This window comes from Variovorax boronicumulans (genome assembly GCF_009811375.1).
Taxonomy (GTDB): Bacteria; Pseudomonadota; Gammaproteobacteria; order Burkholderiales; family Burkholderiaceae_C; genus Variovorax; species Variovorax boronicumulans.
Map to the genome: position 1 here is coordinate 2,954,498 of NZ_BKDH01000001.1, position 15,529 is coordinate 2,970,026.

At 68.0% G+C, this 15,529-nt stretch carries 13 protein-coding genes; 1 reads left to right on the forward strand and 12 read right to left on the reverse strand.

From position 1 onward, the window contains the following. Window positions 1–23: 23 nt before the first annotated feature. From VHAB30_RS13545 to VHAB30_RS13600, 12 genes are all read right to left on the reverse strand, one after another. Window positions 24–404 carry a VOC family protein gene (locus VHAB30_RS13545; RefSeq protein WP_159277364.1) on the reverse strand — a complete coding sequence of 127 codons (381 nt, stop codon included), beginning with the start codon at window positions 402–404 and terminating at the stop codon, window positions 24–26. Then, window positions 401–1,384, reverse strand: a complete 984-nt coding sequence (locus VHAB30_RS13550; protein WP_159277365.1) for a hydroxymethylglutaryl-CoA lyase — start codon at window positions 1,382–1,384, stop codon at window positions 401–403. The genes VHAB30_RS13545 and VHAB30_RS13550 overlap by 4 nt, the downstream gene beginning before the upstream one ends. Further along, window positions 1,381–2,553 carry a CaiB/BaiF CoA transferase family protein gene (locus VHAB30_RS13555; protein WP_159277366.1) on the reverse strand — a complete coding sequence of 391 codons (1,173 nt, stop codon included), beginning with the start codon at window positions 2,551–2,553 and terminating at the stop codon, window positions 1,381–1,383. The genes VHAB30_RS13550 and VHAB30_RS13555 overlap by 4 nt, the downstream gene beginning before the upstream one ends. 110 nt (window positions 2,554–2,663) lie before the next feature. After that, window positions 2,664–3,437, reverse strand: a complete 774-nt coding sequence (locus VHAB30_RS13560; protein WP_159277367.1) for a magnesium transporter CorA family protein — start codon at window positions 3,435–3,437, stop codon at window positions 2,664–2,666. After that, window positions 3,437–4,135: a phospholipase D-like domain-containing protein gene (locus tag VHAB30_RS13565; RefSeq protein ID WP_159277368.1), complete on the reverse strand. Its 699-nt coding sequence runs from the start codon at window positions 4,133–4,135 to the stop codon at window positions 3,437–3,439. Before VHAB30_RS13565 ends, VHAB30_RS13560 begins: the two co-directional genes overlap by 1 nt. After that, a complete protein-coding gene (locus tag VHAB30_RS13570) occupies window positions 4,135–9,402 on the reverse strand; it encodes a DNA repair ATPase (protein WP_159277369.1) in 5,268 nt (1,755 codons plus the stop codon). The genes VHAB30_RS13565 and VHAB30_RS13570 overlap by 1 nt, the downstream gene beginning before the upstream one ends. Window positions 9,403–9,414: 12 nt before the next feature. Beyond that, window positions 9,415–9,960 carry a zf-TFIIB domain-containing protein gene (locus tag VHAB30_RS13575; RefSeq protein WP_159277370.1) on the reverse strand — a complete coding sequence of 182 codons (546 nt, stop codon included), beginning with the start codon at window positions 9,958–9,960 and terminating at the stop codon, window positions 9,415–9,417. 14 nt (window positions 9,961–9,974) lie between these two features. Next, a complete protein-coding gene (locus VHAB30_RS13580; RefSeq protein WP_159277371.1) occupies window positions 9,975–12,143 on the reverse strand; it encodes a flotillin family protein in 2,169 nt (722 codons plus the stop codon). Window positions 12,144–12,264: 121 nt separating this feature from the next. Then, window positions 12,265–12,909 carry an OB-fold-containig protein gene (locus tag VHAB30_RS13585; RefSeq protein WP_070059349.1) on the reverse strand — a complete coding sequence of 215 codons (645 nt, stop codon included), beginning with the start codon at window positions 12,907–12,909 and terminating at the stop codon, window positions 12,265–12,267. Window positions 12,910–12,951: 42 nt separating this feature from the next. Then, the gene (locus VHAB30_RS13590; protein WP_062476395.1) at window positions 12,952–13,311 is read right to left on the reverse strand and encodes a hypothetical protein; all 360 of its coding nucleotides are present in this window, start codon (window positions 13,309–13,311) and stop codon (window positions 12,952–12,954) included. A 2-nt stretch (window positions 13,312–13,313) separates the two neighbouring features. Further along, window positions 13,314–14,036: a PspA/IM30 family protein gene (locus VHAB30_RS13595; protein WP_159277372.1), complete on the reverse strand. Its 723-nt coding sequence runs from the start codon at window positions 14,034–14,036 to the stop codon at window positions 13,314–13,316. A gap of 12 nt (window positions 14,037–14,048) precedes the next feature. Then, window positions 14,049–14,465 (reverse strand): YjfI family protein, encoded by a 417-nt coding sequence (locus VHAB30_RS13600; RefSeq protein ID WP_159277373.1) that lies wholly within the window; start codon window positions 14,463–14,465, stop codon window positions 14,049–14,051. A gap of 141 nt (window positions 14,466–14,606) precedes the next feature. On the opposite strand from VHAB30_RS13600, the gene VHAB30_RS13605 reads away from it, so the two are divergent. Further along, entirely contained in the window at window positions 14,607–15,524 is a 918-nt protein-coding gene (locus VHAB30_RS13605; RefSeq protein ID WP_159277374.1) for a LysR family transcriptional regulator, read from the forward strand. Window positions 15,525–15,529: the final 5 nt, after the last annotated feature.

Consider the following 15,529-nt stretch of genomic DNA (forward strand, 5'->3'; position numbering starts at 1 on the left):
GGACTGTCTTCGGGCGGCGGGCTTTAGGGCGCCAGCTCTGAAATCTCGATGAGATTCAGGTCGGGGTCGCGCACGTAGACCGAGCGGATGCGCGCAGTGGCGCCCGTGCGCATCACGGGGCCCTCGAGGATCGGCACGCTCTGCTCGTGCAGCCGCGCGACGACTTCTTCGAGCGGCACGCTGGCGATGAAGCACAGGTCGAGCGAACCGGGCGTGGGCAACTCGGCCTTCGGTTCGAACTCGTGGCCCTTCACGTGCAGGTTGATCTTCTGGTTGCCGAAGCGGAAGGCCTTGCGGCCGGCGCCGAAGACCTCCAGCGTCATGCCCAGCACCTCGACGTAGAAGCGCACACAGGCTTCTTCGTTGGCGGTCGTGAGCACCAGGTGATCCAGGTGGTCGATCATGCGTTCTCCTTCTTGATGGGACGCGCCTTTGCGCGCTCGACGATGGCGTTGAAATCGGCCGGCGGCGCATGGCGCGTCAGCCGGTGTCGGGCACGCGAGACCTGACCGGGCAGTACGTGCTGCACGAGCGATTCGAGTTCAGCCGCTGCGCCGACCAAGCCATCGAGGTCCATGCCGGTGTCGTAGCCCATGCACTGCAGCATGTGGACCACGTCCTCGGTCGCAACATTGCCCGTCGCGCCCGGCGCGTAGGGGCAGCCGCCGATGCCGCCGAGCGACATGTCGAGTCGGCGAATGCCCGCCTCGACCGCGGCGATGGTGTTCACCAGGCCCATGCCGCGCGTGTTGTGGAAGTGCGCCGTCCATTCCAGTGCCGGGTGCCGTGCGCGCACGGCCTCGCACACGGCCTGCACCTGCGTGGGATAGGCCATGCCGGTGGTGTCGCACAGCGTGAGGCCCTGCACGCCCAGCGCCGCGAAGCGGTCGGTCCAGCCGAGCACCGTTGCCAGCGGCACCTCGCCTTCCATCGGGCAGCCGAACACGCACGAGAGCGACACGTTCACCGGCACCGTCGCCCGTTTCGCCAGCGCGATCACCTCGGCCAGTTGCGCGAACGACTGCTCGCGCGTCATCCGCAGGTTGCTGAGGTTGTGCGTCTCGCTGACCGACATGACGACGTTGAATTCGTCGATGCGGCTTTCGAGCGCGCGCTCGGCGCCGCGCACATTCGGCACGAGCGCGGTGTAGACCACGCCGGGCCGACGGGCGATGCGCTGCATCACTGCTTCGCCGTCGCGCAGCGCGGGAATCGCCTGGGCCGAAGTGAACGAGGTCACCTCGATCTTGGCGTAGCCGAGCGTGCTCAGCCGGTCGATCAGCGCGACCTTGTCGTCGGTGGGAATGAAGCGGCTTTCCATCTGGAAGCCGTCGCGTGTGGCGACCTCGTTGATGAACAACCGCGTGCCGTTGCCGGTTTTCATACGGCCTCGCTTTCCACGCCACGCGCTGGCCAGCCCGCACCCCGCAGGTCCGCCGTGTGTTCACCCAGGCGCGGCGCCGCGTGCGCGATGCGCCCCGGCGTGGCACTGAGCTTGGGCACCACGCCCGGCACCTTGAGCAGCGCGCCGTCGGAGCCGCGCGCTTGCACGATCATCTCGCGCGCCAGGTACTGCGGATCGGTCGCGATGTCGGCCACCGTGTAGATGCGCCCGACCGGCACGCCCGCCGCATCGAGCACGGCCAGCACCTCGTCGCGGCTGTGCTGCAGGGTCCAGGCTTCGATGGCGGCGTCGATCTCTTCCACGCGCAGCACGCGGCCGTCGTTGTGCACGAGGCCCGGGTCGTTCTCCAGGTCCGCGCGGTCGATGGCGCGCATCAGCCGGCGGAAGATGCTGTCGCCGTTGCCCGCCACCAGCACGTAGTGGCCGTCGCTGCAGCGGTAGGCGTTGGTCGGCGCGATGCCCGGCAAGGCGCTGCCGGCCCGCTCGCGCACGGCACCGAAGGTGTCGTACTCGGGCAGCAGGCTTTCCATCACGTTGAAGACCGATTCGTACAGCGCCACGTCGATGAACTGGCCCTCGCCGCCGTGGGCCGTGCGGTGGTGCAGCGCCGTGAGCACGCCGATCACGCCATGCAGCGCAGCCAGCGTGTCGCCCAGCGAGACGCCCACACGCACCGGCACCCGGCCGGGCTCGCCGCTGAGGTAGCGCAGCCCGCCCATCGATTCGCCGAGCACGCCGAAGCCCGGCTTGTCGCGGTAGGGGCCGGTCTGCCCGTAGCCCGAGATGCGCAGCATGATGAGCCGCGGGTTCAGCGCATGCAGCTGCTCCCAGCCCAGGCCCCAGCCTTCGAGCGTGCCGGGCTTGAAGTTCTCGATGAGCACGTCGGCCTCGAGCGCCAGCGCGCGCACGGCCTCCTGCCCTTCGGCGCTGCGCAGATCGAGGCACACCGAGCGCTTGTTGCGCGACTGCACCTCCCACCACACCGAGGTGCCGTCACGCAGCAGCCGCCACTTGCGCAGCGGGTCGCCGACGCCGGCAGGCTCGACCTTGATCACGTCGGCGCCGAACTCGGCGAGCGTCTTGCCAGCGAACGGGCCGGCGATGAGCTGGCCGAGCTCCAGCACCTTCAGGCCTTCGAGTGCGTTCATCTTTCTCTGTCTCCAGGTGGGTTGCCCCGACTCTAGGAACAGATGGCGACGAGCGGAATTGCTCGGATGGCAGCAGGCCTTCGCGAAACGCGAAGACCCTGCGGTGCGCCCTACTTTTTCTTCAGCGTGGACGCAGGCCTGGCAGCCACCGGTGGCTCGGCTGGTGTCTTGACCCAGCCGCGCAGCATCACGCCCAGGCAGATGCCGGCCGCAAAGATCAGCCAGTACACCCACGACGGCAGGTTCTCCACCCCGCTGTGCAGGTTCATGCCGAAGGCCGCGCCGACGGCCATGAGCGGAAAGGTCAGCGCGGCGATGGTGTTGAGCTTGTGCTGCGCACGGCTCATCTCGAGGGCCGAGTGCGCCTGCGCCTCGGCGGCGCGTGCGAGCCGGTAGTCGAGCGACATGCGCGTGTCGGCCAGCAGCAGCTCGAAGCCGCGTGCGATCTCCACCGCGAGGTCGCGCTGGTCGATGAGCATCAGGTCGCCCTTCACCGCATCGCGCGCGGCCTGCAGGGTGTCCTGCATGTTCCGCGCGGCGCGGGTGAGCGGGATCAGCGGGCCGAGGATCTGGAACAGGTCTTCCGAGGTCTCGGCGGCCTGGTGGCGGATCTCGAAGGTGCTGAACGCGGCGCGGTAGCTTTCGAGCAGCTTGGCGAGCGCGCGCTCGCCGGGGTTGTTGCCCTTGTGCAGCCACGCGCCGTCGGGCTTGCGCAGGAACACGATGGGCTTGCGCTCGGCGCCGGTGCCCGAGGGCGGCTCGTGCAGGATCACCATCAGGTGCTCCTGCTCGTGGATGATGCGCTGCGCACCATAGGTGCTGCCGCCCAGCCGCTGCTGCATGGCGGCGGGCAGTTCCCAGTCGTAGTCGATTCGTCTTGGCATCAGGGGGCCTGCAGTTCTTTCCACAAGGTGTCGAATTCGTCCGCGAAGCGGCGCACCAGCGGCGGGTCGTTGCTCAGCACCAGGTTCTCCTCGTTGTACTCGCAGGCGCTGCGGGTCCAGTTGTAGCTGCCGTTGAGCAGCCGCGCGCCGTCGAAGATCGCGAACTTGTGGTGCATGTGGGCCTCCGTGCGGTCCACCGCCACCGGAATGCCGGCCGCGCGCAGCTGGCCGACGTCGCTGCCGCGGTCGTACTCCTTGTCGTTGTCGGTGATGAAGCGCACCGTCACGCCGCGCCGGTGCGCCGCCAACACCTCGGCGGTGATGCGGTCGTCCGAGAGCGTGAACACGCACAGGTCGACCGCGCGCTTCGCCGTTCGCAGCTGCTGGTTGATCGCCTGCAGGCAGGCCGTGCCGGGGCTGAAGTAGGCCTGCGAGCGCACCGTGACGCTGTCGGGTGAACGGCCGGTATCGATCGCGCGCACCACGCCTTCGAGCCACTTGAGCAGCGACAGCTGCTCGGGGTCGGCGGTGCGCGAACGCACGAGGTCGAAGGCGCGGTTGCGCAGCTGGCGCAGGCCGTCTTCGGGGGGCGAGGCTTCGCGCAGGGTGTGGACCAGCACGCGGCGCTCGTCGTCGCTCAGGCGCGCGTCGGCCAGGGTGGCGTCGAGCTGGGCCAGCAGTTCGGGCAATGCGGACATCAATGATCCTTGTCGGCTTTGGGCGGGGATGGTGGCGGTGGCACGCGCTTGGGCGCGGCCCGCGTGGCCTGCACCTCGGCGGCGAGGCGCTCCATGTCCTGCTTGATCGAACGGTCGAGTTCCAGCCGGCGTTCGGTGGCGGTCACCAGCGGCAGGATCAGCTCGCGGTAGGTCACGGCGATCTGCAGCATGGCGTCGGCCAGGCGCTGGCTCTCGTTCGGACCCTCGGCCGGTGGCTTGGGCTCGGGCTTGAGTGCATCGACCGCGCGCGCCACGTCGAGCATGCTGCTCGCGATGCGCTGGCTGCCGTCCACGTCGGCGCCGCCGAGCTTGCGCTGGCGCACGAACTCGTCGCAGATGGCCGTCCAGCGCGCGCTCTCCTCGGCCGTCGGGCTGCCGAGCAGTTGCGCGAGGCGCAGCAGGTTTTCTTCCGCGCCGGTGGTCAGCGTCTGGGCCTCGCCGCGGTAGTGGTCGCGCAGCAGTGCGTCGAGCTCGTCGTCGCGCATCAGCGGCGTGATCTTGCCCGCGAGCTTGGTCATGTTGCGGTAGCTGCCCTGCAGCTTGAACGGCGGCGCGGTGCGGTAGCTCTCCTGCTGCGCAGCCGAGGCGATGTACGCCAGGTTGACCTTCAGCAGCAGGTCTCGCGCGCGGAACAGGCGCTGCAGCAGCGCCTTGATCTCTTCCAGCTCGACCGAACTGTAGGCGTGCGAGAGCGCGCTGCTCGGCACGTCGTGGCCCTGCGCCATCTTCACCAGCAGCTGCACGTCCTTCGGATCCCGCGAGGCCAGCGGCATCAGCGTGGGGTTGGAGGTCAGGCTGTTCTCGATGTACGAGAGCGCGAACGCCGCCTCGCGGCCCGAGAGCACGTCGCCCAGGTTGTAGATGTCGGCGCGGTTGGCCAGCATGTCCGGGATCTTGAACACGTCGCCCGACTCGGTATACGGGTTGCCCGCCATCACGATCGCGAAGCGCTTGCCGCGCATGTCGTAGCTGCGCGGCTCGCCGTTCCACACGCCCTCGATGCGGCGCGTGCCGTCGGCCAGCGCGATGAACTTCTGCAGGAACTCGGGGCTGGTGTGCTGGATGTCGTCCAGGTACAGCATCACGTTGCTGCCCATCGCCAGGCCCAGGTTGAGCTTTTCCAGCTCCTGGCGCGCCGCGCTGTTGGGCGCGTTCGCCGGGTCGATGGCCGTCACGCCATGGCCCAGCGCCGGGCAGTTGATGCGCACGAAGATCAGGCCGAGGCGGTCGGCCACGTACTCCATGAGCGTGGTCTTGCCGTAGCCGGGCGGCGAGATCAGCAGCAGCAGGCCCATGCGGTCGGTGCGGCTGCCCTCGCCCGCCGAACCGATCTGCTTGGCCAGGTTGTCGCCGATGAGGGGCAGGTACAGCTCGTCGATCAGCTGGTTGCGCACGAAGGTCGACAGGGGCTTGGCCTGGAACTGGCTCAGCTTGAGCCGCGCCTTCTCGCGTTCGAGCAGCTCGTGGCGCAGGCTGTGCAGCGCCTCGTAGCCCGGCACCGCGTGCATCGTGTGGAACAAGAAGCGGCGCCAGAAGTCGTTGAGGTTCAGCGTGAGGCGCCCTTCGGCGACGCGCGGGTGCTCGCCACGCAGGCCCTCGACGGTGCGGTCGAGCGCCGCGTTGACGCGGGTGCGCTGCAACGGCATGGCCAGCACGCTGGCCGCGTCGTCGGTCCAGTCGACCGATTGCGGGGCCTGGTGCGTCGCGTAGGCGCGCACCCAGTCGCGCGCCAGGCGCCAGCGTTCGGCCGGCGGTGCGGCGTCGAGGTCGTGCTGCCACGCGTCGCGCCGGCCGCCGCGCTCCAGCTCGCGCAGCAACGCCGCCGCGAGGTCTTCGCCGGCGCCCGACACGGCCCAGGTCTCGCCGCCATGCGGGCCGGCGAGTTCGCGCACGAGGTATGCGGCTGCCTGGTCGCACAGGGTGGTCACGCGGCCGTCGTGCGCGCCGCGTTCCTCGTCGTTCTCGAGGTCGGCCAGCGGCAGCAGGTCGGGCACCACGTCGCGCGCGAAGTGGTTCAGTGCGCGCGCGACGTCGGCTTCGAGCTGCTCCAGCGCATCGCGCCGGCCGAACAGCGCCAGCATCTGCATCGCGGCACGCGCGCGGCGCAGCATCGATTCGCGGTGCGCGATCAGGTGGCCGTGCTGCCAGTAGAGCAAGGCCAGCGCGCGTTCGGTCGGGCCCCAGGCGAGCAGGCCCGCCTGGTCCTGCATGCCGACGAGCGCGCCCAGCAGGCGCATCGCATCGTCGTCGTGGATGCCCTTCTGATAGCCCTCCTGGTAGCGCGCCGCAGCGAAGCGGCGAACCATGTCGAGCAGCTGCGGATGCAGCGGGTCTTCGGCCAGCAGCGTGAGCACCTCGGCCCACGTGCGCTCGGCCTTGCCGTCGAGCAGCGCCTCCAGCAGGCGGCCGGCAAGGTATTCGGCGCGCGACAGTTCAGGTGTTTCCGACACCAGCGACTGGTCCCAGTAGCGATGCAGCGGCAGCAGCCGGGGCTCATCGACCGGGCTCTGGTAGTCCGTGCCCGTCACCTGGTAGGCCATGCCCTCGTCGCGGGCCACGAGCGTCAGGTCGACCGGCTGGCGGTGCACGGTGAAGGCGTGGCGGCCCAGGCGCAGCGTGTCGCCGCCCTCGCTCACCAGCTCGCGCTTGTCGCGGATGGAGCGCAGCGCCTGGTCGCGCGCGGTCTTCAGGCGCGTGTCGAGCTCGTCGGCCGGCACCGCGGCGCCCAGCGTGCGCAGGTCGGCGATCAGCGTGTGCAGCTTGCCGATCATCGGGTCGGCCGCGAAATAGCTGTGCACCTGCGTCAGGTCGCCGAACTGCGCGATGCGGCGCGGAATGCCGTCGAGGATGCGCCCTGCCGCGTCGACCACGCCCTGCGCGCGGCGCTGGCGCGCGTCGACCAGGCTCTGGCGGCGCGCGGACAGCGCTTCGTACACGGTCTCGCGCTTCTCGGCGATGTCGGCCAGGAAGTCTTCCTGCTCGGCGAAGCGGCCTTCGATCTCTTCGAGCTGGGCCAAGAGGCGCGTGAGCGCGTCGTCGCATTTCTCGGGCGTGTCGGCGAACTCCAGCGCGTTCTCGACCGCCTGGCTGAAGAGCTTGAACTGCGCGCCGAACTCGGCACGCGCCTCGGTCGCGCCCAGCGACTTGCGCCGCGCGCGCGCATCGGCGCGCATGCGGTTGATGTCGGCGTAGATCAGCGAGATGCGGTCCAGGATCGACGTGCGAATGACCGCATCGCCACCCGGCAGGCTGCCCAGCTGCTCGGTCAGCAGGTCGAGGCCGGCGGCCTGCTCGTCGAGCGTGGCGAGCATCTGCCCGAGCGCGGGCGACGTGGCCAGGTTGGGGAGTTCGAGCGCGAGCTTGTCCAGCGCCTGCCGCTGGCCGTGGAAGGCCGTGTCGGCCGCCAGGAACTGCATCGCGCGCTCGCCGATGCGCTGCTGCTCGACCTCGAGCGCGGCGTCCATCGCAGCGATGCGCGGCAGGTCGGCATAGCGCAGCTCCTTGAGCATCTGCAGCGCGCCGCGCCGTTCGCGCAGCCGGCCCAGCGCCTTCACGAAATCGTCGGGCGCGCGCCAGAGGGTGCTGGCAATGTCGACCAGCAGCGCGTGCTGCTCGTCTTCCGCGCGGGCCAATGCGCGCGCGGTTTCGCGGCGGATGGTGTCGACTTTTTCGAACTCGGCCAGCGTGCTGCGCGCCACCTCGGCGATGCTGCGCAGCTCGCCCATGAGGCCGGTGGCCTCGGGCGCGTCAAGCCAGAAGTAGGCGTCGCTCACGCGGGTGCACTGGCGGATCAGGTCTTCGTAGGCGGCGCGCGTGGGCGCCTGTTCGCGCACCGCGCGGGCGATGCCCATGAGATCGCTCACGCCGCGCACCAGCTCGGCGTTGCCGATCTTGCCGAAGAAGCCGGTGGCGGACGGCTGCGCGCTCACGTGCTCTTCGCTGGCGAAGGGCGTCTGCCACAGCTGCATCGGGTGCACGCGCGTGGGCTCGACGTCGTCGCCGTTGAACACCAGGATGCGGCCGTCGGCAAAGCGTGCGTAGCCGTTGGCGATGATCGGCGTGGCGAGCTTCTTGTCGATCAGGTTGTAGTTGAAGAGCGCATAGCGCCCGGGCTTCGGGTCGTAGAACACATAGGCCACGTCTTCGCCATTGGGCGAACGCAGCATGCGCTTGAAGCGCAGGTTTTCCACCACCTCGGCCGGCAGGTCGAAGCGCTTGTACTCGCCCGACTGCAGGTAGTAGCCGCCTGGGAAAATGATGCCGTGGTCTTCGGGCAGCTGCACGCAGGAACCGCCGATGGCGTCAATGCGCTCGACCTGCTGCGTGCGGATGTTGAACACCAGGTAGCGCGTGACCTGCTCGCGGTAGGGCTTCACGCGCAGCAGGATCAGCATGCCCAGCTTGGCCCAGGCAATCTCCGCGTCGGTGAGCGACTGGCTCTTGTCCTCCACCGGCTCGCTGTAGATGCCCAGGCCGGTCTCGGTGTTGTTCTCGATCTTGACCGTGAGGTCGCCGCCCAGCGTCTCGACGAACACCGTGTCGAGCACGTTCACGTGCGGGTGCTTGCCGCCCACGTGGTCTTCACGCGTGGCCACGGTCCACTCGAAATCGTGGCTCGCGGGCAAGGCAATGTCGCGCTCGCCTCGGTTGTCGATGTAGTGAATGCCGCCGTTGCGCTCGATGGCCCAGCGGAACACGCGCACGTCGTGCAGCTGCTGGCCGATCTGGAACGAGGCGAGGAGCTTGTCCTGCGTGACGCGCAGCTGCAGCAGCGTGGCCTGCTTGTAGTAGGCGTAGAGCTCGCGGAAGTCGGAGGCGAAGCGCGCGTCTTCCAGGAAGGTGCCGGCCAGCGGCACGGGCTGCAGCTCGTCGTTCTCGGTGGCGGCCTCGCCCGGCGATGCGAGCCGGTACAGGCCGAACACGTCGCCCACGGCCGTTTCCTTGCGCAGGCCGATGAAGACGTTGTAGCCGAACAGCAGCAGGTCGCCGATGCGCACGATGTCGCGCGCCACCGCGTTGTTCTCGGTGCGCGCGCGGGTGCGCAAAATCAGCGCCTGGTCGGAGCGGCCGAACTCGGCCAGCCGCTGCTCGTTGAGCGCCTGCGTCTTCTTGAGCAGGCCCTCGCCCTGGGTTTCGAGCCGCTTCTTCAGCAGGTCGTAGCTGCCGCTGCCGGAGACCAGCGCTTCGGTGGGGTCGATGGGGGCCTGGGCGCCGGGCGGCGCTGCGGTGTCGTCGGTGGGTTGCATGGATCGGCGCGGTCAGTCCGCGCGCAGCAGTGCGAGCAATTCGTCGCGGTGAGGCTGGGTGTCGAGCCAGGCGCGGATGCGGTCCAGCTCGTCGATGCAGTCGTCGCCGTAGCGGCGGCGCAGTGCGGCCAGGCGCGCCTCGCGCACCTCCTCGGTCTGCAGCCGGCGCTGCCAGCCGTCGGACAACAGCTCGTCGAGCCGGCCGGCCAGGCCACGGCTCACGAGGGCGCGCCATTCGCCCTGGTCGAACCAGAGGTTCTGGCAGGCCACGCAGCGGTCGATGCGGAAGTCAGGCCCGGCGCTCACGCGCAGCCGCTGCATCAGGCGCTCGCATTCCGGGCAGTGGCGCACGGCAGCGATGTCGAACACCTCGATCACCGCGTCGTCGACCTCATGCGGCACGCGCTTCGGGTCGGCGGCCTTCCAGCTGCGCCAGTCGTCCATGTCCATCACCATGCCGTGGCAGTCGCCGCACTGCACGCCGAGCAAGGCTTCGGCGAGTGCGACGGGCTGCATCACGGCATGGGCGGCGCAACTGCACTTCAGGTTCGGGTTCATCGCGCGCCCCCGGCTCAGTTGCGGAAGGAGGAGATCAGGTTCTGCAGCGCCGACTTCTGGCTCTCGGTGCCGTCGCTGGCGATCTTGCTCATCAGCGAGGCGACGCTGAGGTTCTGGATTTCGCCCGACGAGTTGCCCAGTGCGCCGACGATGTCGCGCAGGTCCTTCACCACGTCGCGCTCGCCCGAGAGCTGCTCCTTGAAGGCCACCTGCACGGCCTGGCTCTTGGAGATGACGCCGTCGATGCCCTTGCCCACGGAGAGCGAGCGCACGAAGCTGTCGAAGTAGTCGCCCGAGCCGCCCACGATGTCGATCTTGGCGTTGGCGAGCGCGGTGCCCAGCACGTCGGCCTGTTCCTTGGCGATGGACGTCTGCGCGTCGATGCCCTTCATGGTTTCGATGTGCGACTTTTCCAGGCGCATGCGGAACTCTTCGTGGTCGCGGGTTTCGGGGCTCATGGACTTCATGGCCTCGAACTTCTCATGCAGGCCCTTGGCCTCGGCGTTGAAGCGCGCCTCGATCACCTGCGCATCGGCCTGGCCCGACTTGAGCGTGGCTTCGGCGTCGGCCGTGCGCACGTTGACTTCCGCGAGGCCCAGCTTTTCCTTGCCCGAGGCCTCGGCCTCGAACTTGGCCCGCATGCCGGCGGCTTCGGCCTGCGAGCGGGCTTCGATGACCTGTGCATCGGCCTGACCGGCCTTGAGGATCGCGTCGGCATCGGCCTGGCGCACATGCACGTCGGCCAGGCCCAGCTTTTCCTTGCCCGACGCCTCGGCTTCGAAGCTTGCCAGCTTGGCCTGGGCCGTGGCGATTTCGACCTTGGCGGCGGCCAGGCCCGGTGCGGCGGAAATGGCTTCCACGCCCTCGGCTTCGCGCTTCTTCGATTCGGCGTCGCGCTCGGCCACCTTGAGCTTGGCGTCGGCCAGCGTGAGTTCTTCGGCGGCCTTGTGGCGGGCGCGCTTTTCTTGCGTTTCGGCGGCCTTCACATCGAGCACCATCTTCTCTTCGGCCTGGCCCTCGGCCATGATCACGACCGACTTCTTGGTGCGCTCGGCCTCGGCGACCACGCGCAGTTCCTTGATGGCCTCTTCCTGCTCGGCCACGGTGCGCTCGACCACGATGCGCTCGCGGATCACATCGGCAATGGCCTTCTTCTGCACTTCGACGGCCTTGTCCTTCTCGATGCGCTGCAGGGTCACTTCCTTCTCGCGATCGACAATTTCGAGGTCGCGGGCGCGCGTGACCTTTTCTTCCTCGATGGCCACCGCGCGCTTGCGGTTGTTCTCGGCCACTTCCTTCTCACGCTGCACGTTCTCCTGCTGCACCGAGACCGACTGCTCGGCCATGAGGCGCGCGGTTTCGGACTTGGTGCGCTCTTCGGACTGGATCTTGGAAGTCTCGGCTTCTTCGCGGGCACGCACGCTGGCGATTTCGCGCTGCTGGCGCGCGGTGGCATCGGCCTGCTGGCGTTCGAGCTCGAGCAATGCCTCTTGCGTCTCGACGTTCTTCTTCTTGATCTGCATTTCCTCGTTGCGGCGCAGCTCGTTGGTGCGCACGTGCTCGACCGCCGTCAGCTCGGTGATCTTCTTGATGCCCTGCGCATCGAGGATGTTGTTGGCGTCCAGCTCTGACAGCGGGGTCTGCTCGAGGTAGTCGATGGCGGCGTCTTCGAGCACGTAGCCCGAGAGGTCGTTGCCGATCTGGCTGATGATCTCGTCGCGGAAGCCGTCGCGCGCCTGGTACAGGTCGACGAAGTCCATCGACTTGCCCACCGTCTTGAGCGCTTCGGAGAACTTGGCCGAGAACAGCTCTTCGAGCGTCTCGTGGTTGGAGGCCCGCGCGCAGCCGATGCCCTGCGCCACCTTCAGCACGTCGTCGGCGGTCTTGTTGACGCGCACGAAGAACTTCACCTTGATGTCCGCGCGGATGTTGTCGCGGCAGATGAGGCCTTCGTTGCCCGAGCGGTCGATCTCGATGGTCTTGACCGAGATGTCCATCAGCTCGGCCTTGTGGATGATCGGGTAGACCATGCGGCCGGTGAAGGTCACCTCGGGCTCGGCGCGCAGCGTGTTCACGATGAGTGCGTGGCCCTGTTCGATCTTGCGATAGAACTTGGCGAACATCGCGAACAGGCCGAGGATGACGACGGCCAGTATGACCACGGCGAAGATGATGGGCTCCATTTTTTCTCCAGATGCTTTAAGAGCGAGCGAACGAACTTGGGTGAGGGATGCGCGCAGTCAGAAGGTGTGAATGAATCCGGCGTGGCCGATGAACGGACATGGCGGGTTCGTTCACGCCTTCTCAGACGATGTCTTCGTGCGCCGCGATGAGGTAGCGCGCGGCCACCTCGTCGTATTCGAGGATGAGCGCGTGCGAGCCGCGCTTGAGGGCATTGGGCGTGGGCGCCCAGACGCGGATGTTGAGGCTGGCGCCGCGGCGCGCCACTTCGGCGCGGCCGTCCTTCTCGTTCACCACGCCGGTGACGACGCGGCAGACCTGGCCCACCAGCGCCGCATTGCTCACGGCCGTGTGGCTCACGAAGAGGCCCTTGAGCGGACGGATGGCCACCGCCGTCACCGGGATGGCAAGGGCCGCGCTGACCACCAGCAGCACCGTGCCGGCCACCAGCTTGAGCACCATCGTCGGCACCAGTGGCAGCAGCCACTCGCCGCCCAGGCACGAGAGCGTCCAGGCCACGAGCACCAGCAGGCTCACGGCCACCGAGAACGGCACGCCGTTCAGGCCGAAGGCGACCACGTAGCTCGCGATCTGGCCCATGTCGCTGGTGTCGCCATCGGCATGCGTCTGCAGGTCGACGTCGATCCCGCTGCTCTCGAAGTCGACCATGCCGACCACCGCGAGCACCCAATAGATCACCACGACGCCGAGCAGCACCGTGTAGATCGCGGTGGGGTACCCCGTCACCGCTCCCATGAAATCGCCCATTGATCCTCCCGCGTGCGGGTTGGTTGTTGTTCTCTTTTCTTCTTACCTGCCGCCCGGCTTCTTCGTGCCGGTGTTCTTCTTGTTCGCCTTGCCTGCAAAGGCAATCAGTTCGCGCGTGGCCCTCTCCTTGATGGCCAGGCGGTCGTCGGGTGACAGACCATACCGCGCCGCCAGGAATTCGTAGTCGGCCGTGTTCAACGACACCGTCAGGCGCGGCCGCTTCGGCTTCGAGGTGGTCGCCAGGCCCAGCACCTGCCGGATCTGGTCGGGCGTGGACACATGCTGCTCGAACGCCGCGGTGCGCACGGCCTCGAGCACGGCCTCTTCCACGTCGAAGGCCACCTGGACCGCGCGGATCGCCTCGTCCGAGCCCTGCCAGCGTACCGGCTTGACCCGCACCATCGTCACTCCTGAACCGGCTTGGACGGTTCGGACGGCTTGGCCTGCCGGGCGCGGATGCGCTCCATCACCTTGCCGGTGCGGTCGGCGTCATTGCCGATGCCCGCCGCGGCCAGCTTCTTCTCGAGCGCGCTGTGGCCGAATTCGTCTTCGAGCTGCTGGCCCGCCGCCATGCGGTCGGACAGGTCTTCGTGGCGCGAGCGGATGCGCTCCAGCGACTCGCGCGCACTGGCCAAACGCGAGCCGCCGCTGCCGATGTTCTCGGAGATCGACTGCGTGGCGCGGTAGACGCTCTCGGTGGTCTTGGCGATGCCGATCTCGCGCTCGTGCTCGCGGATGCGCACCTCGGCCGACTTGATCAGGTCCTTGAGCCGCGACACCTGCAGCGCATACGAGGCGTGGGCCTTGGCCTGCTCCTCGAGCTCCTGCTCGAGCGTGCCGACCTTGGCCGCCACGTCGAGCGCCAGGCCTTCCTGGGTCTTGTTGAGCGCTTCGAGCGCCAGGCCTTCGTAGCGCGCGACCTCGCCCTTCAGGCGTTCGATTTCGCGGGCCGACTGCATCTCCTTGGCCATGACGCCCGTGAGGTCGCCCTTGGCCTTTTCGATGCTGTGCTTGGCGTCGATGATTTCCTGTTCGTAGATGCGCGTGGCATTGCTGTCGATCACGCTCTCGCCGATTTCGCGGGCGCTGCCGCGCAGCAAGGTGACCAGCTTCTTGATGACTGTCATGATGATCTCCGCTTAATTCAGGAATTCGGACAAGGCGTCGAGCGCATCGAGCGCGTTGTCGCTGAGCACGGCCACTTCCCGTGCGATGTCTTCGACGCTCGCGTTGCGCCCCAGCGCCCCCGTGAGCACGTAGCGCCCGCCCACGCGCCCGAAGGACGACAGCGGGACCGACGGATTGAGGTCGAGCAGCGATTCGAGCAGCTCGGTGCGCCGCGCGGGTTTCACTTCTTCCTCGGTCCAGAGGTAGCAGATGCAGATGATCTGCATGTCGGAACTCGTGACGAAGATCGGCAGCTCATCGCGCCCCTCGATGCTCACCTGGACCACCGGCGTGCTGCCCGGAATCGGCTGCAGCTGTACGGGCAGCCCGCCCATCGCGGCACCGGCCAGCACATCGAGGCCTTCGAGTTGATCCAGCAGTGATTGCATACCTCTCCTTTGGGTTGTCTACCGTGGGAAGCGCGCGATGCTTCGATGGATTCACTATAGGTGTAGCGACATAACATGTCAAAAATTCTTTTAACCCACGCGCATGACTTTCGGCACTGGCGCGCTCTCTAGAATCCGCCGATGGCCAGCACCATCAACCCCGCGCGTGTCGATTTCGTGACGCTGCGCCTGTTCTGCGCCGTGGCGCAGTCGGGCAGCATCACCAAGGGCGCGGAAGCGTGTCACCTCGCGCTCTCGGCGGCGAGCCGACGCCTGTCCGACTTCGAAGCCACCACAGGCTCCAAGCTGCTCGAACGCAGCGCCCAGGGCATCGCGCTCACGCCCGCCGGGCATGTGGCGATGCAGCATGCGATGCGCCTGTTCCAGGGCTTCGAGCAGTTCAGCAACGAGCTGGGTGACTACGCCAGCGGCGTGCGCGGCCACGTGCGTCTGTGGGCCAATATGTCGGCGCTGACGGAGTTCCTGCCGACCACGCTGGCGGCCTTCCTCGGACAGCATCCCGATATTCGCGTCGAGGTCGAGGAACAGCTGAGCGGCGACATCGTGCGCGCGCTGGTCGACGGCCTTGCCGACGTCGGCGTGTTCGCCGAGAACACGCCCGCCTACGGCCTGGACGTCGCACCCTTCCAGACCGACGAGCTCGTGGTGCTGTGCGCCAGGCCGCATCCGCTGGCGCGCCTGCGTGCGAAGCAGGTCGATTTCAAGACCTGCCTGGCACACGAATTCGTGGGGCTGAACCGCAGCAGCTCGCTGCTCGAGCTGACCTCGCGCGCGGCCGAACAGGCCGGCATTCCGATGCGGCTGCGCGTGCAGGTGCGCAGCTTCGATGCGATGTGCCACATGATCGCGGCCAACCTCGGCATCGGCGTGGTGCCGCTGGCCGCCTGCAAGGCGCAGGTGGCCGCGCTCGACCTGAAAGTGGTGCACCTGAAGGACGCGTGGGCCACACGTCGCTTGTTGATGGCGACGAAGACGGGCGCGGCGCTGACGCCGGCGACGCAGCTGCTGGTGCGGCAGCTGCTCGCTTCGTCGAACTGACGACC

Excerpts from the sequence above, each read along its gene's own strand:
- VHAB30_RS13545 (WP_159277364.1), bottom strand. The coding sequence starts at position 404 with ATGATCGACCACCTGGATCACCTGGTGCTCACGACCGCCAACGAAGAA.
- VHAB30_RS13550 (WP_159277365.1), bottom strand. The coding sequence starts at position 1,384 with ATGAAAACCGGCAACGGCACGCGGTTGTTCATCAACGAGGTCGCCACA.
- VHAB30_RS13555 (WP_159277366.1), bottom strand. The coding sequence starts at position 2,553 with ATGAACGCACTCGAAGGCCTGAAGGTGCTGGAGCTCGGCCAGCTCATC.
- VHAB30_RS13560 (WP_159277367.1), bottom strand. The coding sequence starts at position 3,437 with ATGCCAAGACGAATCGACTACGACTGGGAACTGCCCGCCGCCATGCAG.
- VHAB30_RS13565 (WP_159277368.1), bottom strand. The coding sequence starts at position 4,135 with ATGTCCGCATTGCCCGAACTGCTGGCCCAGCTCGACGCCACCCTGGCC.
- VHAB30_RS13570 (WP_159277369.1), bottom strand. The coding sequence starts at position 9,402 with ATGCAACCCACCGACGACACCGCAGCGCCGCCCGGCGCCCAGGCCCCC.
- VHAB30_RS13575 (WP_159277370.1), bottom strand. The coding sequence starts at position 9,960 with ATGAACCCGAACCTGAAGTGCAGTTGCGCCGCCCATGCCGTGATGCAG.
- VHAB30_RS13580 (WP_159277371.1), bottom strand. The coding sequence starts at position 12,143 with ATGGAGCCCATCATCTTCGCCGTGGTCATACTGGCCGTCGTCATCCTC.
- VHAB30_RS13585 (WP_070059349.1), bottom strand. The coding sequence starts at position 12,909 with ATGGGCGATTTCATGGGAGCGGTGACGGGGTACCCCACCGCGATCTAC.
- VHAB30_RS13590 (WP_062476395.1), bottom strand. The coding sequence starts at position 13,311 with ATGGTGCGGGTCAAGCCGGTACGCTGGCAGGGCTCGGACGAGGCGATC.
- VHAB30_RS13595 (WP_159277372.1), bottom strand. The coding sequence starts at position 14,036 with ATGACAGTCATCAAGAAGCTGGTCACCTTGCTGCGCGGCAGCGCCCGC.
- VHAB30_RS13600 (WP_159277373.1), bottom strand. The coding sequence starts at position 14,465 with ATGCAATCACTGCTGGATCAACTCGAAGGCCTCGATGTGCTGGCCGGT.
- VHAB30_RS13605 (WP_159277374.1), top strand. The coding sequence starts at position 14,607 with ATGGCCAGCACCATCAACCCCGCGCGTGTCGATTTCGTGACGCTGCGC.